At 62.9% G+C, this 19626-nt stretch carries 16 protein-coding genes and 2 pseudogenes; 9 read left to right on the top strand and 9 right to left on the bottom strand.

Annotated features, from left to right (window positions below; all coding sequences use genetic code 11):
* The 3 genes and pseudogenes from ACAG24_RS28295 to ACAG24_RS28305 form a co-directional block, all read left to right on the top strand.
* Positions 1 to 919 (top strand): annotated as a pseudogene (locus tag ACAG24_RS28295) (hypothetical protein); the annotation flags it as partial.
* A 269-nt stretch (positions 920 to 1188) separates the two neighbouring features.
* Positions 1189 to 2283: a peptidoglycan hydrolase RipC gene (ripC, locus tag ACAG24_RS28300; protein ID WP_207548301.1), complete on the top strand. Its 1095-nt coding sequence runs from the start codon at positions 1189 to 1191 to the stop codon at positions 2281 to 2283.
* A 113-nt stretch (positions 2284 to 2396) separates the two neighbouring features.
* Entirely contained in the window at positions 2397 to 3665 is a 1269-nt protein-coding gene (locus ACAG24_RS28305; protein WP_051226997.1) for a L,D-transpeptidase, read from the top strand.
* Positions 3666 to 3672: 7 nt separating this feature from the next.
* On the opposite strand, the pseudogene ACAG24_RS28310 reads toward ACAG24_RS28305, so the two are convergent.
* Positions 3673 to 4275 (bottom strand): annotated as a pseudogene (locus tag ACAG24_RS28310) (NlpC/P60 family protein); the annotation flags it as partial.
* 970 nt (positions 4276 to 5245) lie between these two features.
* On the opposite strand from ACAG24_RS28310, the gene ACAG24_RS28315 reads away from it, so the two are divergent.
* Both ACAG24_RS28315 and ACAG24_RS28320 read left to right on the top strand, forming a co-directional pair.
* The gene (locus ACAG24_RS28315) at positions 5246 to 5620 is read left to right on the top strand and encodes a BlaI/MecI/CopY family transcriptional regulator (protein ID WP_024444633.1); all 375 of its coding nucleotides are present in this window, start codon (positions 5246 to 5248) and stop codon (positions 5618 to 5620) included.
* Positions 5617 to 6537, top strand: a complete 921-nt coding sequence (locus tag ACAG24_RS28320) for a M56 family metallopeptidase (RefSeq protein WP_024444632.1) — start codon at positions 5617 to 5619, stop codon at positions 6535 to 6537. Before ACAG24_RS28315 ends, ACAG24_RS28320 begins: the two co-directional genes overlap by 4 nt.
* 33 nt (positions 6538 to 6570) lie before the next feature.
* Here ACAG24_RS28320 and ACAG24_RS28325 read toward each other — a convergent pair whose 3' ends face one another.
* Positions 6571 to 7146: a class I SAM-dependent methyltransferase gene (locus ACAG24_RS28325; protein ID WP_160109705.1), complete on the bottom strand. Its 576-nt coding sequence runs from the start codon at positions 7144 to 7146 to the stop codon at positions 6571 to 6573.
* A gap of 364 nt (positions 7147 to 7510) precedes the next feature.
* On the opposite strand from ACAG24_RS28325, the gene ACAG24_RS28330 reads away from it, so the two are divergent.
* Entirely contained in the window at positions 7511 to 7888 is a 378-nt protein-coding gene (locus ACAG24_RS28330; RefSeq protein ID WP_024444630.1) for a BlaI/MecI/CopY family transcriptional regulator, read from the top strand.
* A gap of 104 nt (positions 7889 to 7992) precedes the next feature.
* Positions 7993 to 8802, top strand: coding sequence for a M56 family metallopeptidase (locus ACAG24_RS28335; RefSeq protein WP_370476085.1), 810 nt, complete (start codon positions 7993 to 7995; stop codon positions 8800 to 8802).
* A 250-nt stretch (positions 8803 to 9052) separates the two neighbouring features.
* Here the strand turns inward: ACAG24_RS28335 and ctaE are convergent, their stop codons facing one another.
* Complete coding sequence (ctaE, locus tag ACAG24_RS28340) at positions 9053 to 9646, bottom strand: aa3-type cytochrome oxidase subunit III (protein WP_024444627.1); 594 nt, start codon at positions 9644 to 9646, stop codon at positions 9053 to 9055.
* A 595-nt stretch (positions 9647 to 10241) separates the two neighbouring features.
* Positions 10242 to 10838, bottom strand: coding sequence for a TlpA family protein disulfide reductase (locus ACAG24_RS28345; protein WP_024444625.1), 597 nt, complete (start codon positions 10836 to 10838; stop codon positions 10242 to 10244).
* Positions 10839 to 10952: 114 nt separating this feature from the next.
* Here ACAG24_RS28345 and ctaD point away from each other — a divergent pair, with 114 nt between their 5' ends.
* A complete protein-coding gene (ctaD, locus tag ACAG24_RS28350; RefSeq protein WP_024444624.1) occupies positions 10953 to 12698 on the top strand; it encodes an aa3-type cytochrome oxidase subunit I in 1746 nt (581 codons plus the stop codon).
* Positions 12699 to 12869: 171 nt separating this feature from the next.
* On the opposite strand, the gene ACAG24_RS28355 is transcribed toward ctaD, so the two are convergent.
* Entirely contained in the window at positions 12870 to 13181 is a 312-nt protein-coding gene (locus ACAG24_RS28355) for a hypothetical protein (RefSeq protein WP_234814211.1), read from the bottom strand.
* Between the two features lie 509 nt (positions 13182 to 13690).
* Between ACAG24_RS28355 and ACAG24_RS28360 the strand changes: the two genes are divergently transcribed.
* Positions 13691 to 14488: a serine hydrolase gene (locus ACAG24_RS28360; RefSeq protein ID WP_370476083.1), complete on the top strand. Its 798-nt coding sequence runs from the start codon at positions 13691 to 13693 to the stop codon at positions 14486 to 14488.
* 31 nt (positions 14489 to 14519) lie between these two features.
* On the opposite strand, the gene ACAG24_RS28365 is transcribed toward ACAG24_RS28360, so the two are convergent.
* The 4 genes from ACAG24_RS28365 to ACAG24_RS28380 are packed head-to-tail and all read right to left on the bottom strand — an operon-like array spanning position 14520 to position 19601.
* Positions 14520 to 16064 (bottom strand): fused MFS/spermidine synthase, encoded by a 1545-nt coding sequence (locus ACAG24_RS28365; RefSeq protein ID WP_064280687.1) that lies wholly within the window; start codon positions 16062 to 16064, stop codon positions 14520 to 14522.
* A 24-nt stretch (positions 16065 to 16088) separates the two neighbouring features.
* The gene (locus ACAG24_RS28370) at positions 16089 to 18224 is read right to left on the bottom strand and encodes a heavy metal translocating P-type ATPase (RefSeq protein WP_024444620.1); all 2136 of its coding nucleotides are present in this window, start codon (positions 18222 to 18224) and stop codon (positions 16089 to 16091) included.
* A complete protein-coding gene (locus ACAG24_RS28375) occupies positions 18217 to 18591 on the bottom strand; it encodes an ArsR/SmtB family transcription factor (protein ID WP_024444619.1) in 375 nt (124 codons plus the stop codon). Before ACAG24_RS28375 ends, ACAG24_RS28370 begins: the two co-directional genes overlap by 8 nt.
* Before the next feature lie 32 nt (positions 18592 to 18623).
* On the bottom strand, positions 18624 to 19601 hold the full coding sequence (locus tag ACAG24_RS28380) for a cytochrome c oxidase assembly protein (protein WP_024444618.1): 978 nt from the start codon (positions 19599 to 19601) through the stop codon (positions 18624 to 18626).
* Positions 19602 to 19626: the final 25 nt, after the last annotated feature.

Here is a 19626-nt window from a genome sequence, read left to right on the forward strand (position 1 = left end):
AGTTCGCACTTCACTCGGAGGTCTTCGTCTTGTCACCTCACCACGCCGTCACCAACGTCCGTGGTCAGTACAGCTAGCAAGCCCGGACCCCGGTTCGCTGACGGCCATCAAGCTGTGGCTATTGATCTACGCGGCGGTGGTGGGGATCGGTGCCTGGGTCTTCGGCGCTCGGTGGTTCGCACGCGCTGACCCCTTCGAGGTGTACAGCATGGCCGTGTCGCGGATGTCGCCTTTCCGACGTGCCCGAGGCACCGGACGCGTGGAGTGGGTCAATCCGCTCGACCACCTGCCGACGCTGCCGGTCCGACCTGGAACGGTGGCAGTTCTGGCGGTATTGCTGGGCTCCACGGCGTTCGACAGCTTCTCCCAGTCCCCGACATTTCGGAACTTCGTCGATCGCGCGGCGGCGGCAGTTCCACTCGTGGGGGATGCCGGCGGCGCGACAGCGTTGCGGACGGCGATACTGTTCGTGTTCGTCGCCGTCGTCGGACTGACGTTCTGTGGCGCCGCTCGGGCGACGGGGGGCATCAATCCACAGCAGCGACAGCAACTTCCGGGACAGTTGGCGCATTCACTTATTCCGATCGTCGTCGGCTACATCTTCGCCCATTACTTGTCGTACCTCGTTGAACGCGGGCAAGAGACGATCGTGCGCCTAGCAGATCCTTTCGGGCTGGGCTGGCAGCTCCTCGGGCTTACGCAGGACGACGTCAGCTACATCTTGTCTCAGCATCCCTCGGTGCTCTGGACGATCAAGGTCTCGTGCGTGGTCGTGGGACACATGGTTGCGGTGGTGTCTGCACATGATCGCGCTCTGCGACTGTTGCCGCGGGATCATCAGATCACCGGCCAAGTGGCGATGATGCTGACAATGGTCGGCTACACGTTCGCAGGGTTGTACCTGCTCTTCGGCGGTTGAGGATCACGCGTCCGTAAGCAGAACGTCAAACCATCTACTAAGTTGAATAGTAGATTATCCAGACGTCGGGAGCGGCGCCGCGTATGGGCTGATCCCGGCGAAGGCGCTATGGCGGAATCCTGTCGGGGGATTCCGCCATAGTCATCCCGGGTCGGGCCTTGCCTATGCTCTGCGGGCTGATTGTTTGGACAAAAGTGTGAGCGTTCTCTAGTGTGATCCGTTATCTACGTACCAACTACGTAGATCAAGGTCACCGGAGGACAGTCGCTTTGAGACACGGGCGCCCGCCGCAGATTTTGCGAAGCGTCATCGCTCTACTTACCCTTGCAGTCTTGACGGTGGGTGCCTCCAGCGTCGCGGGCGTGGTCAGCGCAGACCCTGCCGCGGACGCGCTCGCGCGAATGGCGGAGCTCTCGCGACAAGCCGAACAAGCCAGCGAAGAGTTGTATTCGGCTGAATTGGATCTCGACCTCAAAGTCGAGGCGCAGCGAGCCGCTGAGGAGAAACTGGCGGAGGATCTTGGTCGAGCGGAGGCCGCCTCGGCGGATCTGCGTAGTTATCAAGCTGCTGTTGACCGCGTCGCTGTCGCCGAGTACGTCAGTGGACCTTCCGGAAATATCTCTGCGACGCTGGGTGCCGGCTCACCCCAGGAGCTGCTCGACCGGCTGTCTGTGCAGCGAGTGATGTCCGGGCAGATGAGAGACGCGATGACTCAGTTCAGCGCAGCGCGCACCCGTGCTGCCGCGGCCGAAGACGAGTCTCGTGTCGCTGCCGCGCAGGCGCGTGCAGCGACCGATGCCACCGCGAAAGTGCGCGCCGACATTCAACGTCGGCAGGGTGATCTGCGCACTCAGATCTCAAGTGTCGAAGCACAATATGCGGCTCTGACCACGGAGCAGCGCGCCGTTCTCGCTGCGCCCGGACCGCCCCCGCCTTCTGGGGCCGCACCGCCACCGCCGTCCGATATCGTCGCGATGCCGAACCCTGACGGCGCCGTCCCGGGGCCGCCGGCAGGAACCGGCGGCGGAGCTGCAGTAGTGCAGACGGCCTTGAGTCGAGTGGGCTCCCCGTATGTGTGGGGCGGGAATGGGCCCAACGCATTCGACTGCTCGGGACTCATCAAGTGGTCATTCCTGCAGCAAGGCAAATCGTTACCCCGCTCCAGCCAGGCATTGGCCAGTGGCGGCCAGCCTGTGGCGCTGGAAGCCCTGCTTCCAGGCGACATCGTGACCTTCTACAGCGACGCCTCCCACGCCGGCATCTACATCGGCGACGGCATGATGGTGCACGCATCCACCTACGGGACTCCTGTCAAAGTCGCCCCTATCACGATGGCGCCGATCTACAACGCGCGTCGGTACTGAACCTGTGTGGCGACTCGTTCCGCTGGTCGTCGCGCCGTCGCACCTTCACCGCATCGACCAACTACTATGTGGATACGTAATTTGACGAGGTACCACCCCGACGGATAGTTGTGATGAAAGTGTTGGCTGGACACCGAAAGATAGTTGCGCTGAGCGTATTCGCCGTGGTCGGCGTGCTTGTGACCGCATCGCAGACAAGCGCGCTCAAGTCTCGGCTGTCTGACGCAGTGGTGGCTCCCAGCGCTCTGGAGGCTGAACAGAAGCCCAAGGCCGTGCCCGAACCGCCCGCGGTCGACATTCTTCCGCGAACTGGCGCGAGCGATGTTGTGCCTGTCGGCGCGGTAAAGGTGACCGCGACATCAGGCACGCTGACCGACGTGCGCATGCAGAACGAACACGGTCGAGTAGTCACGGGTCGGTTGACGGCGGGCGGCCGCGCCTGGCAGCCCGACGAGCCGCTTGGGTATGGACGGACATACACCCTCAGCGCAACCGGCCAGGGCAGCGGCGCCACCACAGTGACCACTGTCTCGGAGTTCTCCACCGTCTCGCCACAGGCGCAAGTCGGCGTCACACTCGGGATGACCAATGGCGCTTCCCTTTCGGAGGGCGGCGTCTATGGCGTCGGAACTGTCATCGTGGCGACATTCGACAGGGCAATATCGGACAAGGCTGCCGCCGAGCGTCGACTTCAGGTCACCACGGCGCCCAAGATCGAGGGTGCCTGGACGTGGATCAACGACCGAAAGGCACACTGGCGCCCGCGCGAATACTTCCCCTCCGGCACCGAAGTGACGGTCAAGGCCGGTCTCTACGGCACCCCCCTGGGGGATGGCCTTTTCGGTGAAGAGGACAAGCAGGTCAGTTTCCGGATCGGGCAATCGCGGATCGCGATCGCCGACGACACCACCAAGCAGGTGAGCGTCTACGAAGACGGCGTCCTCATACGGACGATGCCGACGTCGATGGGCAGGGGCGGCACGGAAACCGTCGGCGGCAAGACTATTGCGTTCTGGACGCAACCCGGTGTGTACACCGTGATGGAGAAGCAGAATCCCGTCCTGATGGACTCGTCGACGTACGGGCTACCGGTGGATTCCGCGTCCGGATACAAGATCAGCGTCCCGCACGCGGTTCGGATCAGCCCCGACGGCATCTACCTCCACGAGCGTGAGGCAACAGTCTGGGCGCAGGGCAACACAAACGTGTCAGCGGGCTGCCTGAATCTCAGTGCAGAGAACGCCGAGTGGTACTACGAGTTTGCCAACCCGGGTGACGTGGTGGAGATTCGCAATACCGGCGGCGCACCGCTGGAACAGTGGCAGAACGGAGACTGGTCCGTGCCTTGGGAGAAGTGGATCAGCGGAAGCGCCCTGCGCTGACCGACTGTCAGTAGTCGATGAGTCGCACGACGTGCGAGGTCATCCCGCTGGTGCGGACAGGAGCGATCCGCACTTGGGAGCCTGTGAACGGTGACTCCAGCATCTGGCCCTGACCCAGATAGATCGCAACGTGCTGACTGCCGTTGGGGCCGTAGAAAATCAGATCACCTCGACGCATTTCTCCCACAGGCACCCGGCGGTCCTTTTCATACTGCGCGCCAGAGTATTTCGGAAGGCTGATGCCAACCCCGGCAAAGGCGAAGACCATGAGCCCGGAACAGTCGAAACCGACTGTGCCAGCACCTCGATCGACGCCACGGGTGGCCCCGCTGGCGTTCCCGCCGCCCCAGGAATACGGGACACCGAGCTGGGTCATGCCTCGGCGAATGACGAATTCCACTGCCTGCTGGCCGTATACGCGCGGAATCTGCCCAGGAACGGCGGCAACAGAGGGCGAGGGTTCGGCTATCAAGCCAAGCTTGACAAGGAACTGCCGCCCGAGGCTGGCTGTGACTTGTGCGGACGCTGCCGAGATCTGCAGCACCGAGTTGACAATCGCCACCGGATCCGAGAGGTCCGCGGCGGGAACCGCCGGCACGGCGGTGTCCCACTCTGTGCCAGTGACCTGGGTGTCGGGCGCAGAATCCCAGCTACCCGGCTCGGACGGTGGTGGGGTACTGCGGGCCTTCTCGAGTCGCCCCCGCGCCGTCCGCGCTTCGTCGGTGGCAGAGTCGATTTCGCTCCGTGGCGCGATAAAGGCATCCTCGGAGGCGCGCACAGCGTCGACAGCTTCGTCGTAGCGACTCTGCGCCAGACGTTCTGCGATCTCGCGTCGGATTGAGCTCGACGAGCCGCGGATTCGAGATTCGTGTGTTCGGTTCTCGCTGCTTTCAGCTCGTTACGGGCTTCGAGTGAAGGCCAACGCGAGCGTCTGCTGTGTTCGCGCGACGGAAACGACCTCTTCTCGGCTTGGGGCCCAGATCGTGTTCTCCGCGGGTCCACTCATGTACTGCGTGGCGGTGAACTCGTCGACCGACGCTGGGCGTCTTCCATCCGGGTGGTGGCGTCTTGGGCCCGGCTGCGGGCAGTCTGGACAGAAGTCTTGTCGGCGCGGGCGCTTTCGACCTGGACGAGCGCTCTCATGACTGGCTGTGGACAGAGGCCTGCAGATCGGCGAGGCGTTGATCGGCGCGCGCAACATCTCCGCCCAGTCGCGCGATGGAATTGTCCTGCGCTGAGCCGGGTTCTGCAGTGGCGGTGCCGACCCAATTGAACGCCAGCTTTGAAGCCATGGACAGCGCTAGCACCCATCGTGCCGGTCTTTGCGCCGGATCCATTGGGATATACCTTTCGCCTCCGCGGTGAGCCAATCTACTACGCAGCTACGTACGTGGACGCAACGTATATCACTTTGGTCTCTCAATTCACGTTTGTCACAGACCTGGGACCTCGACGCGGGGGTTTAGTGGCCAATTGAATGCGGTGACGCTGTACGTAAGTGGTCCCCGTGCGGTTAACTTGTTAGCGGCGGGCATATTGAAGGAATCATCGTTGTGACGACATTCGCGGTAGGAGTGACGGTGCAGGAGCGGGGCTTTGGAGACCTGGAGTCGGCGGTGATGGATCGGGTCTGGGCAACGGGGGGCCCCGTGTTGGTCCGCACAGTGTTCGATGATTTGGTCGCGAGCCGAGACATCGCGTATACCACGGTGATGTCGACGATGGACAACCTGCATCGGAAAGGGTGGCTCGCGCGGAAGCGGATCGGGAAGGCCTATAGCTATTGGCCGACGATGACGCGCGAGGAGAGGTCGGCTCACCTGATGGCGCATGCGCTGCATTCCGGAGGCGACGCCGATCAGGTGTTGAATTTCTTTCTGCGTCAGATGAATGACGAGGAGTCGGAACGACTTCGGGTTGCGGTGCGCAAGGCGCCTCGGCACCGGGCGTCATGAATTTCGCCCTCTGCATTCTGCTCTACGGCTTCGTTCTGGCCTGGCTATTGCCGCCGGTCCTTGAGAAGGTGACTCGTAGTGGACGCAATCCGCGCCTGTCCGTGGCGGTCTGGCTCACTGCCGTGGGTTGTGCCCTCGCCGCCTGGATGGCGGCCAGCGTCAATGTCATGGCCGAGCTCCTGATCAAACACGCGGCACTGCCCGCGCAACTCTGTGTGGATATGTTTCTCGCGCTCAATCACTTCGGTTGGCGTGGGCACGTCGTCTTTGTCGCTTCCGCGCTTCTTGTCCTGGGAGTGTCCATCTTGATCGCCAAACGTGTCTTCCTGACGTTACGGCGATTTCGGGAGCGAAGCAGTGAGATCTCTAGAGAAGCAAGGATTCTCGGATCAGTAACCGAGCATCCGGGAGTCTTTCTCATCCAGGCCGATCAGCCCGCGGCATATTGCGTAGCAGGGCCCCCGCATGCCGTGGTGGTCAGCACCGGCGCGGTGGCGCGTTTGAAGGAGACCGAGCTTGCCGCTGTCTTGGCTCACGAAAGTGCTCATCTATCGAGCCGTCACCCTCAAATCAAGATGACTCTGCGTGCACTGGCGTCATCAGTGCCGCGAGTACCGCTATTCCGGGCTGCTGCGGCTACCGTCGAGTTCTTGGTCGAAATGTGTGCCGACGACCGCGCCGCCCGTAGCCATGGTCGCGATGCTCTGTTGGACAGTCTGCTGGTTTTCACCGCGCCGTATCGACTGTCGCCCGGCGGCGCTCTGGGAGTCGCCGACCAGGGGTTTACCTTGCGTGCCAGCCGACTCAGCACCTCTGGCGGAGGAGTCGGCGAAACCCTCAACCGTGTTGTGCTGCTGGCATTGATGGCGCTCATCATCTCGGCACCAGCCGTGGTCATCGCGCTCTGCCAAACGTGAAAGTGGGTGGGTGGAGGTGGCGTGAGTGCTACCTCATGCAGCCGTCTGTGTCTTGAAGGCCACGATGTGGTGCATGCGAGGATATGTGCCTACGTCGGAAATGGCGAAAGCGGCTGTCAAAATCGCGGATTTGAGGTCTGGCCGAGGGTCGTGCGTGGCTTGCTCGCCTCCGACAGATTTCAATAACTTCTGCGCCCAGCGGCGCTCGGGCGGACGGTAGTCGGCCAGGAACAGTCGGCCACTTGGTCGTAGAACGCGAAATATCTCACTGAGGGCCTGGGGCCAGAGTTCTTCGGGAATGTGGTGGAATGCGAGGCTTGACACGGCCAGGTCGAAAGCTGCGTCCGGGAACGGTAGATTCTCAGCGCCCGTCACGGTGAAGCCGCAGTTCACGGGAGTGTGATCGTCGGCGTACTGGATGAGCTGCGCGGACGGATCAATACCGACGACGAAACCGCCGCTACCCACGATGGGTGCGAGTGTCGCGGCGAAGTAGCCGGTCCCGCAACCGATGTCGATGACTTTCTCGCCGAGGGTGGCGCGAGATGCTGTTGCGAACTGTCTCCATATCCGTCGCCGCTTGCCGAGGAATTGCAGGTTGGCGAGCATCTCGTACGTGCGTGGGTTGTGGATTATCCCCGCGTGATGTCCGGGTTGGCTGCCGAGCATTCGATGCGAAAGTGACACTCCGCAAGTCTCCTCTTGATGTCCGCGCGCAATGGGTCGTGGCCGAGGCCACCGGCTACTAAGTACAATAGTACGTAGGCGGATAGTAGATGATGCTGTGGGCGGGGCAAGGTGCTCCCGTCGGGGATCGATCGCTCGTGCAGCCGCGTTGTGCAGGTGGATCAGGCGCTCGGTCGTTGGCATGCGCGGGGACTCCGCCTTTGGCGGCTTGTCGCTTGACGCACTTCGACGAGGCTGGCAGCTAACATAAGGTGCAGATATTGTCCGACGGGTAGGAGCCAGGGCGGTGCAGCAGCGGGGATTCGGCGACCTGGAGTCGGCGGTGATGGATCACGTGTGGGGCTACGGCGAAGAGGTCACCGTACGGGAGATCTTCGATGACATGGCTGCTGAACGGGATATCGCTTACACAACCGTGATGTCCACCATGGACAACCTCCACCGTAAAGGCTGGTTGGAGCGTCGACGGGTTGGCAAAGCTTATAGCTACTGGGCGGCAATGACCCGCGAAGAACGGTCCGCTCAACTCATGCGTGACGCGTTTCAGCACGGGGGAGACGTCGACGTCGTCTTGAGCTACTTTCTGCGCCAGATGAACGACGACGAGTCGGAGCGACTCCGTGCGGCGTTGCGCAAAGTCAGTCGTCGCTCTCGTAAATCATGAGCGCGGCACTCTGCCTGCTGGTCTATGGGGCAGCACTGGTGTGGATGGGGCCGCGACTTCTTTCCTGGCTGTCACGCGGTGGTGGAGCGCCTCGGTTGTCGGTCGTGCTGTGGTTGGTGACCATTGTGATCGCTATTGCCGCGTGGCTCGTTGGCGCGGTCGGCATGCTTGCTGAAGTTTTTGGCCCCCACCCCGCCGGCCCTTTGCGCTATTGCATGGACGCACTGCTGGCGCTCAACCATCTGGGGTGGGCCGGCCACGTTGCCATCATCGTGGCCTGCGCTGCCGCATTGATCGCGACGTCAGTGGTGGCGCGCCGGTCGCTGGTCGCGGTCCGTCGATTCTGGCGGCGCAGCCGGGAGCATGCGCACGCCGCGCACATCCTCGGGTCGCCGTCGACACATCCGGGAGTTGTCGTGCTCCAGGAGCGAAGCGCGGCCGCATATTGCGTCGTGGGACGTCCGGACGCGATCGTAGTGACCAGCGCAGCGATGTCGACACTGAACGAGGCAGAGCTGGCGGCAGTGCTGGCCCACGAGCGTGCCCACCTGGCGGGCCGTCATCCTCAGCTCATGATGGCATTACGAGCATTGGCAACCTCGATGCCGAGATTCCCGTTGCTTCCCAACGCCGTTGCAGTGGTAGGTCGGTTGCTCGAGATGTGTGCCGACGATACGGCGGCGCGCCGTCACGGACGTGAGACTGTTCTGGATGGCTTGATTGCTCTCGCGGGAGCCCCTCGAACTGCAGACGGCGCGCTCGGAGCGGCCGACACTGCCGTGCTAGCCAGGGCTGAGCGTCTCGCCGTGCCGGCCGTAGCCGGCGCCCTCCTGCGCGAGCGAATCGCAACGATCTCAGCCCTGGCGGCGGTGGTCCTCGCCCCAGTGCTCATCGCCGTCATCTGTCATTCCTGAGTGGTCGAATGGCGCCCGCCAGAGGCGTTATGCCGAATGAGGAGTGTGGCGATGAGCGCGAGCCCCCCGACGGCGCCGACGAAGATCCACAACGCCGGCAGCGATTCGCTGCGGTTCTCCGACGTATGGGAGTCGTCGTAGGAATGAGTTGTCGGAGCGGCGGGCTGCGAGGTCTGCGCTACTGCGATTGATGGCACGCTGATGGCTAGGCATGCGACTGCGGCGGCGGCCGCCAGCCAACGCTGGAATCTCATCTCACGAAGTAGATGACAGCGAAAAGGGCGATCCACACGACGTCCACGAAATGCCAGTAGTAGGACACGACGATCGCTGACGTCGCCTGGGCGGGCGTGAATTTGCTCATCTTGGTGCGCGCCAGCAGCATGACGAAGGCGATCAGACCGCCGATGACGTGGAGACCGTGGAAACCGGTGGTCAGATAAAAGACTGACCCGTAGGCGCTGCTCGCGATTGTCGTGCCCTCTTCGACGAGCTTGAAGTACTCGTAGCCTTGGCCGAGCACGAAGAACAGGCCCATGAAGAATGTGACCGTGTACCACCGGCGTAATCCGAAGACGTCGCCTCGCTCGGCTGCGAATACCCCCATCTGACAGGTGAACGACGAGGCGATCAGAACGAGAGTCACCGGCACTGCCAGAGTGAGGTTCAACTCAGTCGGAGGCGGTGGCCACTCCTCGGCCTGAGCCCTGGCGGTGAAGTACATCGCGAACAAGCCGGCAAAGAACATCAACTCGCTCGAAAGCCACACGATGGTGCCGATGCTCACCATGTTGGGACGATTGAGCGAGTGCACCCGCGAGGTGATCGCAGTACCAGTTGCCATCGTCCGCCTCTTGCTCGATCAGCTTATCTACGTACTAACTCAGTACTATCTGAGATAGTAAGGCATTGGTGCTAGCGGGTCTGCCGGAGGCTGAATGCGCGAGGAGTTTGCACTCGCCGAATTGATGTGGGAGGTCGCTGACTCATGTCTATCGGATACCGAGCGTTCAACGATGTGTGTGGCACTCAACGCTTCGGAGTCGGTCCATGTCATTCTCGCGTCAGTGCGCGCCTTGGTGCGGTGTCGGATACCGCTGCCGCGGAATCTATTTGACGAGTTTCACGAGTGGTTCGTTACTTCGCCGCCATTGGATCCGTGCGACCCGTGGATGCCCGTGTGGTTGGAGCTCCACCTGGCCGCAATGGACCTGCGCTGTGCCGACTACACGATGGAACTCGGGGGCTATGGGCGGGAAACGTTGTGCTATTTCATCCTCGATGACGCCGGCGCCGCGGACGCGCCGCACGGCAAGCAGGCAGAGGTCTTACGTCAATGGCTTGGTGCTCACAGGCCAAGTCCGGCACTGCGCGCCGATCTCGTTTCTAGTGGATTTGGATATCTGCTCGACGGCTGGCGCAGGCCATCTTCGGACGACTCAGGACTCCGCGGTGAGGCGTTGGAGTAAGGGCCGCAGATCCTCGGCAAGTACCGCCGTCAAGTACACCGCAGCCACCCGATGTTGTCTGTCGAGGACGACGGTGGTCGGCACGACGCTGGTCGGATAGCGGCGCCCAAACGCGATGAGTGAGCGCATCTCGGGATCGAATATCGATGGGTACGTCACATTGCGATCGGTGACGAAATCGCGTGCCGATTCACGGTTGTCGCGAACATTGATCCCGAGAAATTGAACGCCACGTCTCTGGAACTCGGCGTGGACGGTCTCCAGTTCCGGTGTCTCCGTGCGGCAGGGTGCGCACCACGACCCCCACACGTTGATCACGACGATGTCGCCGGCGAAGTCGGCCACGCTGACAGTGGCGTCGTTCATCAAGTCGGGACCGGACATTGCGCCAATGGATCCACGGTCCGTCGGCGGGTCGTAGAACAACACGGTTTTTCCGCCGGGCGAGACGAAGTCGAAGCTTCCGCTACCCGGCGATGTCTGTCCGGACTCCGTGCACGCGGCAAGCACCACGGTGGTGACAGCCGCGGCGAAGAGGGTTCGGAATGGGCGTGGAAGCGAGAGCATCCATCTCCTGTATCCATCTGACGATAGGGGCTTTCAACCCCAGACGTTTATCTACTAAGCTCGATAGTAGATGGACGGGCTGTGAATACCCGGCCCGTAGCTCTGGAGGTCGGTGTGGCACTGGATGTCTCCGCTATCGGTGAGCTTGAGGCCCGGCGTCCGTTCCCGGCGCGGATCGGCCCCAAGGGCAACTTGATCTACAAGCTGATCACGACCACCGATCACAAGCTGATCGGCATGATGTATTGCGTCGCGTGCTTTGCGTTCTTCCTCATCGGTGGGTTGATGGCGCTGTTCATGCGCACGGAGCTCGCTTCTCCCGGCTTGCAGTTCTTGTCGAACGAGCAGTTCAACCAGTTGTTCACGATGCACGGCACGGTGATGCTGCTGTTCTATGCCACCCCGATCGTGTTCGGGTTCGCGAACCTGGTGTTGCCGCTGCAGATCGGCGCTCCGGACGTGGCGTTCCCGCGGCTGAACGCCTTCTCGTTCTGGCTGTTCCTGTTCGGTGCGTTGATCGCCACCGCGGGCTTCGTCACCCCTGGTGGTGCTGCCGACTTCGGCTGGACCGCCTACTCGCCGCTGACGGACGCGATCCACTCGCCGGGTGCGGGTGCTGACCTGTGGATCATGGGTCTGGCCGTCGGTGGTCTGGGCACCATCCTCGGGGCGGTGAACATGATCACGACCGTGGTCTGCATGCGGGCTCCCGGTATGACGATGTTCCGGATGCCGATCTTCACCTGGAACATCCTGGTGACGTCGATCCTGGTGCTGTTGGCCTTTCCCATCTTGACGGCGGCCTTATTTGGCCTGGCCGCCGACCGCCATCTCGGCGCCCACGTCTATGACCCCGCCAATGGCGGTGTGCTGTTGTGGCAGCACTTGTTCTGGTTCTTCGGGCACCCCGAGGTGTACATCATCGCGTTGCCGTTCTTCGGCATCGTGAGTGAGATCTTCCCGGTGTTCAGCCGCAAGCCGATCTTCGGCTACACGACGCTGATCTACGCGACGCTGGGCATCGCGGCGCTGTCGGTGGCGGTGTGGGCGCACCACATGTACGCCACCGGTGCGGTGCTGTTGCCGTTCTTTTCGTTCATGACGTTCCTGATCGCCGTGCCCACGGGTATCAAGTTCTTTAACTGGATAGGCACGATGTGGAAGGGGCAGTTGACGTTCGAGACACCGATGCTGTTCTCGGTCGGCTTCATCATCACCTTCTTGTTGGGCGGTCTGTCCGGCGTGCTGCTGGCGAGTCCGCCGTTGGATTTCCAGGTGACGGATTCGTATTTCGTTGTGGCCCATTTTCATTACGTGCTCTTCGGCACCATCGTGTTCGCCACCTATGCGGGCATCTACTTCTGGTTCCCGAAGATGACGGGCCGGCTGCTCGACGAACGCCTGGGCAAGGTGCACTTCTGGCTGACGTTCATCGGCTTCCACACCACGTTCCTGGTGCAGCACTGGCTCGGCAATGAGGGGATGCCCCGGCGCTATGCGGACTACCTGCCCACCGATGGGTTCACCACGCTGAACATCATCTCGACGATCGGTGCTTTCATCCTGGGTGCGTCGACGCTGCCGTTCCTGTGGAATGTGTTCAAGAGCTGGCGCTACGGCGAGGTCGTCACGGTCGACGACCCCTGGGGCTTCGGCAACTCGCTGGAGTGGGCCACCAGCTGCCCACCGCCGCGGCACAACTTCACCGAGCTGCCCCGGATCCGTTCGGAGCGTCCGGCATTTGAGCTGCACTACCCGCACATGATCGAGCGGATGCGTCGAGAAGCGCACGTCGGCCGTGCCCACGGACCCGAAGACGGCGACGTGACGAGGATCGACGACGTCGAAGTCCGAAGCTGACCGGGTCGGACAAACAGGCGTGTGCCCCGCTAACGAGCGCATAGACATATGCGCATATATGCATGTATTGTGGGTTCGGTGACCGTGACGGGAGGTGTCGGGTGAGCGGCTTCGAGCATGCAGACGCGAAGGCCGTCGTCATTTTCGCCGACATGTCAGGCTACACCGCACTCAACCGAGGTCCATGGGGATCACCGCGCTGCGGAACTGGCAGATCAATTCGGCTCCATCGCGACGGAAGTCCTGGGCCCTGGCGATGCTCTCATCAAAACCATCGGCGATGCCGTCATGGTGACAGCGCCGGATGCCCACGCGGCTCTTGCCTATCTCACTCGTCTCGGCGAGGCGGCCCGTCGCACTCCCGGCTTCCCGTTGGTACGTGCCGGCCTCAGCGAAGGCCCGGTGATTTGGCGCCGCGGTGACATCTTTGGTGCCACGGTGAATACCGCAGCGCGCTTGGCTGGACTCGCCCACGGCGGACAAGTCGCGACGACACGCGACGTCGCCTCGCGTGCCTGTGTGCCTGCTGACCTCGTGAGGGACATCGGCTCGACCACCATCCGTAATGTGCGTGCGCCCGTCGATGTCGTCATCATCGACTCAGGGTCCAGCCACCAAGATCACGTCGACCCGGTCTGCCGCGTACACCTTTCGGCTGACGCCAGGCATTCAGCGGCGACGCATGAGGACCGCTTGTACTGGTTCTGTTCCCCGCTCTGTGCTGAGCAGTTTGTCCGGCGGCCGCAAACGTATGTGCCCGAGGGAGCTGCCGTCTCGGCCCTGCGTGACAACGCCGAATCTCCGTGTTGCTGAAACACCGCTGATCTTATCGACACACCGCGGTTGCGCCGCCGCTCACGGTGTTGTCCGTGCTACACCTACCTACGTACTGAAGCAGTAGAAGCGATGACAGGTCGGTGGCGTCGCGGCTGGAATCGAGTGGTGTAGTGGCTCAATCGTTCTGCTGGAGGTTGTTGGCGACCGTCGTCGCCGTGAGTGGATCCCTGACCGTGACCGCCGGTGTCCAGGCTCAGCCCGACACGAGCTCGTCCTGTGCCTCCGTTGATGTCCAATGTGTGTTGCGTGATCGCTTCGCCGCCGCTGAGCGATACATCGCCACCCGGCCAGGAACAGTAGGATTTGTCCTCCGGGATCGCGCGACGGGGGCTCGATATCGCAATGCCGAGGCCGGCACGCCGATCTGGACCGCGTCGACGATCAAGCTTGCGATGGTCGCTGACCTTCTTTCGCGCGAACAGGCTGGTGCCCTTCGCCTGCCCGCCGCCGACCGGCAGCAGATGGCCGACATGCTGCGCAGTTCTGATAACGCTGCGGCTGACGCGCTGTGGTCTCGCTACGGTGGTTCGATACAGGTGTTCAACACCAATTTCGCGCGCTATGGCATGCCAAACGTGCGACCACAGCCTGGTTTTGGTGATGTCTATCCGTACTGGGGATATCAGAAGGCAACTGCCGACGATTTCGACGGACTGATGAACTACGTCCTGACCAAGCTCACACCGGCGAACGCAGCCGCCGTCGTCGCCGAGATGCAACGCGTCGTCGGTGATCAGCAGTGGGGAGTGTGGGGAGCGGGAAAGGCCATGAATCCCGGGAGTAAGAACGGCTGGTCCCAGGAGGAAGGTGGATGGGTCGTCAACTCCGTTGGCTTCGCCGGACCACAGCAGCGATACACGTTGGCCATCATGAACTCACTCGGCGGCGAGGGCGGATACGAGGACGGGGTCACTACGACCACCGAACTCAGCCGAATTCTCTTGAGTCTTTAAACGGATCAGACGGGCGCCGCCATAGCGCCGACTACGACCCGCTCAGTTCCCGCCGATAGGGATCAAGGAGTTGGTCTACTGGCGCATAGTCATCGGTGAGCACCCGGGCATTACCGATCCACGTCGAGAGTTCGGCACCAGCTGTCGTGATCCACTGCGTCTGGCGGGTGTCCAAGATGCTCTGTATCGCGCGACGGTCCACGGGGCGATCAGAGGCCACTACGACCACATTCCCGCCGTTGGGTTCCGCCGAATTCATGCCGATGTCGTTGGGTTCACCGCTGAGGACGACATGGTCGAAAACCTCTGTGAGTGTGGCAACTTCAGCGCGGGCGAATGCCATGCTGCCGTAGTCGATAAGGTTTGCGACGTAGATGCCATCCTGCTTGAGGACCCGGCGTACGTCGGCAAGCGCCTCCACAGTAGTCAGATGCCACGGCACACTGACGCCGCCGAAGGCGTCACCGACGATCAGATCGCGGCTGTCGTCGGCAAGTTGTGCCAGCCCGCGCCTACCGTCCTCGACGCGGACCTCAATACCCGAGTCGGAAACCAATCCCAGCTGTTCGCGATCGATGTTCACCACACCACCGTCGATTTCCGAGACGAGGCTCTGGGTTCCCGGCCGTGAGTCGGCGAGGTACCGCGGGAATGTTAACCCGCCCCCACCGAGGTGGTGGGCCTGAAGCGGCTCGCCTGCCGGGAAGGCCCCGTCGACAACCGCTGCGAAGGCGCGGATGTACAGGAACTTCAACAGTGTCGGGTCCAGTACATCGACGTAGGAGTGACGCGCACCGTCGAGGACGAGCGTGCGGCCAGTGTTTCGTTCGGAGTCGGAAAGAACCCGGGCGCAATGGTATTTGGTCTCCACATCGCATCCGCCAGGAGCCGTATAGCCGGCCAGTCCGGCGCCGAAGACAGCGATGGTGAGCACGATGGCGGTCCTGGTGTTCCAGCGGCGTAGGCGCCATTCGATGAGAATGCCACCGAGAACCAGCAGGAGGCCGAGCCCGATGAGAATGACACTGACTGGCACTCGCGAAATGAACACGAACCCCGTGAGGACGGTGCCCGCGATAGCGCCCATCGTGCCTAGTCCGGAGAGTTGTCCCACGACGGTCCCGGTCTGCGCCAGGGTGAGCAGGCGCATCTTGGTCACCATCGGAGTCACCGCGGACAGCAGAGCGCCGGGCACCAGGATCGCCAGCGCAGCGACGAGCAGCAGCGTCGGAGGCGCCCATTCGGCCGCCATCCGAATTCCGGCCGGCGTGAACGCCACCACGGCGCCGGATACTCCCAGAGACAACCCGAGGTAGCGGCGAGGATCGCCGCGGTCAGCAAGCCGTCCTCCTGCCCAGGAGCCGAGAGCAATTGCTGCCAAAGCGATCCCGATAACCAGTGTGCTGGTCTCCAGCGTCAGCCCCAGGTAGGGCGCCAGCAACCGCAGCGCGGTGATCTCGACGACGAGCACCGCGGCCGACGAGGCGAATACAAGGACCGCCGCAGTCCGCGCACCGATGCCGGGTAGTGCCGCAGAGGAAGGAAGGTTAGCGCGATCGGGGTCGGGATCGTTCACGGCGTCAACGTCGGCATTTTTTCGTCAACGCTGATCGCGCCGTTCGCTGTTGCTGATCTCTAGCTGTTGTGGCGCTGAGGATTCAACCGCGGAGCAGCAGTCACACCCGTCATCTGGCGAGCCCTGAGGGGCAGGTTCGATCAGGGTCAACGGCAGCGATGAGCGTTGCGGTGCGACGACGGCAGGACCGCAGCACGCGTCAATGGGGGTAGGCGCCTGACCGATATTGAGGTGATGCGCTGCCGAGTTGTTAACGGGCGCCGCTGTCAACCCGGGCAATGATGGGGTGCGTGCAGCTCGAATTGCGTTTAGGATCACCAGAATTTCGGCAGCCTCATGGATGAACACCACGGTTGCTAGTCCGAGCACGCCGAACGCCGCCAACGGAATCAAAGACCCGATGATTGCCATCGAAAAGCCGATGTTCTGCACCATGATTCGCCGTGCACGGCGGGAATGGGCCAGGACCTGCGGGAGGTGGCGCAGGTCCTCACCCATCAGCGCGACATCAGCGGTCTCGATGGCGACGTCAGTGCCCATCGCCCCCATCGCGATCCCGATATCGGCAGTGGCCAAAGCTGGGGCGTCATTGACGCCATCTCCGACCATGGCGATGGGGCGACCGCGCGACAATTCGCCGAGCATTCGCGCCTTGTCCTCCGGCAGGAGCTCAGACTCGACTCTCGTGATCCCCGCATCCCTCGCAAGCGCCTTGGCGGTCAGCGCATTGTCGCCGGTGAGCATCGCCACCTCGATACCGATCTTGCTCAGCAGTCTCACCGCCTCGGGAGCTTCGGGGCGAAGCTCGTCGCGTACGGCGATCGCAGCCTGCGTTCGGCCGTCCCGTTCGAGCACCACCACGGTCGCGCCGGCACCCTGCATGCGGGCGACGTCATCGGCGAGGGAGAGCGGGGCTACCCAGCTGGGTTTACCGAGTCGCAGTTGCGCTCCGTCGATGCGGCCCTCGATGCCGTGGCCGGCGATCGCGGTGACGTCGGAAGCGGGCGGCACGTTGGTTGTGGCAGCCAAAATCGCTTGTGCGAGAGGGTGTTCGCTGCGTGATTCGAGGGCTGCAGCTGCCCGCAAAGCCTCCGATGCGGTCGTCCCTTCGACGGTGACGACCTCCACCACTTGAGGCTTGTTCCGCGTCAACGTCCCGGTTTTGTCCAGGGCGACGACTTTGATGCGCCCAAGTTCTTCGACCGCGGCGCCACCCTTGACAAGGGCCCCCTGGCGGCTGGCGGCACCGATGGCCGCCACCACCGTGAGAGGAACCGCAATGGCGAGCGCACACGGTGAGGCGGCGACCAGAACCACCAGCGCCCGCTCGATCCACAGCATCGGGTCACCCAGTAGCGCCCCGAGGGCCGCGATGGCTGCGGCCAGCGCCATGATGGCCGGAACCAGGGGGCGTGCGATCCGATCCGCCAGTCGTTGCCCGACGCCCTTGCGCTCCTGCGCTTCCTCGACGATATGAACGATGCGGGCAAGAGAACTGTCGGCGGCCAAGGCGGTGACCTTGACCTCGATCGCTCCACCTCCGTTGATCGCACCTGCGTAGACATCGCTGCCCGGGCCAGCCTCCACAGGGACGGATTCACCGGTGATGGCTGACAGATCGAGGCTGGTCCGGCCTGTAGTGATCGTTCCGTCGGTGGCGGCGCGTTCGCCCGGACGCAGGACCATGACATCACCAACGACGAGGTCCTCCGGCGACACCACCACTTCGTGACCGTCGCGGATGACAGAGGCCTGCGGAGGCACTAGTGACAACAGCGCGCGAAGACCCCGGCGGGTACGGGTAACGGCGTAGTGCTCCAGCCCCTCGGCGATCGAGAACAAGATGCCCAAGAGGGCCGCTTCTGCAATCTGGCCGAGAGCAATGGCGCCGATCGCGGCAATGGTCATCAGTGTCCCGACCCCGATGCGGCGGTGCCATGCGTTTCGAATCGCGTCGGGGACAAACGTCGATGCCGCGACGACCGCGGCGATCAGCTCGGTCGCCAACGCTATGCGCTCATAGCCGGCGGGCCCGATCAGCCAGCCGACGGCGAGCAGCGCCGCCGCGGCGGCTGACATTTGCAGTTCGCGGACCCGCCAGAGCCGTTCGGGCCCTGACTCTGGATCCTTCACGTCGGTCGCGCAGCATGCATCAGACATGATCAACCTCCTCGGCGCGTATCGGAGCCAGTACTGCCGCGGCGAGCTGGCGGCCACGTTCGGTCAGCCGGTACATCACCAGCTTGCCGCTGCGCCGCGAGGAGACCAGGCCGGCGATCTTCAACTGCCTCAGATGGTGGGAGACGAGATTCTGTGCCAACCCGACTACCCATGCCATGTCGCAGACGCACAGCTCGTCCCCGTTGCTCAACGCGGTCGCAATGGACAGACGTGTGGGATCGCCCAGGGCGCGGGACGCCGCGGCGGCGGACTCGACCGCCGCCAGGTTGGGGAGTGATGCGCGGATTGATTCCGCGTGAGGCAGATCGAGGCAGAGGAGATCGCAACTGTCCATTGACTCGGTCATCTCGACATACTAACGGACGTTGTAATGACTTTCTAGGGTGTGCGGTCCGACGAGGAATCCGGGTCAGTGGCTGAAGGATTGTGCAGACGTTGCAGAAAGGCGTTGTACGCCGCCAGGTCTTCATCATGGGTTCCGCCTTCGATGTCGTGCCGCACTGCCGTCTTCTCCTCGTCCCGCCGCCATCGAATGGCGAAGATCAGGACCGTCAACAGTGCGATGGGCTCCCCGTATGACCAGGCGAGGGCCCCGGCGACGGCCTGGTCTGCGACGGGATCGATGCCCCATTCCGGAGGCGGCGAAGCGAAGGTAGTCGTCAATGCCCGTGGCGCCATCATCAAGATCACGCCGATGAACACGTGCAGCGGCATCTCCAGGAAGATGTCGAAAAATCTGCCCAGGTTCGACTGCCGCACCGGAAGTGGATCCGCAGACAGGATTGGCACGATGAACAAGATTCCGGAAGCGAGGAAGAACGCTTCCAGGGCAGTGTGGCCGATCCACGACGACGCCACGACGTCGAAAAGGCTCGATAAGTACAGGCCGTAGTAGCTGAACAGGAATAGCGGGATCGTGACGCCGGGGTGTAGCAGGATCCGCGCAGCTCGGCTGCGCAATGCGCCGAGGGCGACGATGAGTGCGAACCGGCCAACACCGTGATGGGGCGTCGACCTGAGCAGCAAGGCCCCCGGGCTGCCCAGCACGAGCAGCGGCGGCACCAGGATCGACAGCGTCAGGTGCTGAAACATGAAGGCGCTGAAAAGCCGAAATCCGTATCCCTCGATCGCCAGCCCGGTGACCGCCGCCAGGGCGAGGCATCCGCAGAGGAAGCTCACCGTGCGCGGCCAGGGCCACGGCCGCTCCAGCCTGTGCAAGCGAAGTACACCAACAAGGTAAAGGGTGGCTGCCAGGGCGGCCAGCGCCGGGAACAGCGGGACGGCGGTCGGGTACCAACCGATCAACGTGCCGAGTGTGGGCGGCTCTAACGGGAGCGTGCCAAGGCCGTCAAACATGCGCGGCGAAGCCGGAGGACGTGGA

It is taken from the genome of Mycobacterium bulgaricum (assembly GCF_041287165.2).
Taxonomy (GTDB): Bacteria; Actinomycetota; Actinomycetes; order Mycobacteriales; family Mycobacteriaceae; genus Mycobacterium; species Mycobacterium bulgaricum.

Coding starts and splice junctions, on each gene's coding strand:
- ACAG24_RS28370 (WP_024444620.1), bottom strand. CDS start 18,224: ATGTCTGATGCATGCTGCGCGACCGACGTGAAGGATCCAGAGTCAGGG.
- ACAG24_RS28380 (WP_024444618.1), bottom strand. CDS start 19,601: ATGTTTGACGGCCTTGGCACGCTCCCGTTAGAGCCGCCCACACTCGGC.
- ACAG24_RS28345 (WP_024444625.1), bottom strand. CDS start 10,838: ATGCTCTCGCTTCCACGCCCATTCCGAACCCTCTTCGCCGCGGCTGTC.
- ACAG24_RS28325 (WP_160109705.1), bottom strand. CDS start 7,146: ATGCTCGCCAACCTGCAATTCCTCGGCAAGCGGCGACGGATATGGAGA.
- ACAG24_RS28320 (WP_024444632.1), top strand. CDS start 5,617: ATGAATTTCGCCCTCTGCATTCTGCTCTACGGCTTCGTTCTGGCCTGG.
- ctaE (WP_024444627.1), bottom strand. CDS start 9,646: ATGGCAACTGGTACTGCGATCACCTCGCGGGTGCACTCGCTCAATCGT.
- ACAG24_RS28305 (WP_051226997.1), top strand. CDS start 2,397: ATGAAAGTGTTGGCTGGACACCGAAAGATAGTTGCGCTGAGCGTATTC.
- ACAG24_RS28375 (WP_024444619.1), bottom strand. CDS start 18,591: ATGACCGAGTCAATGGACAGTTGCGATCTCCTCTGCCTCGATCTGCCT.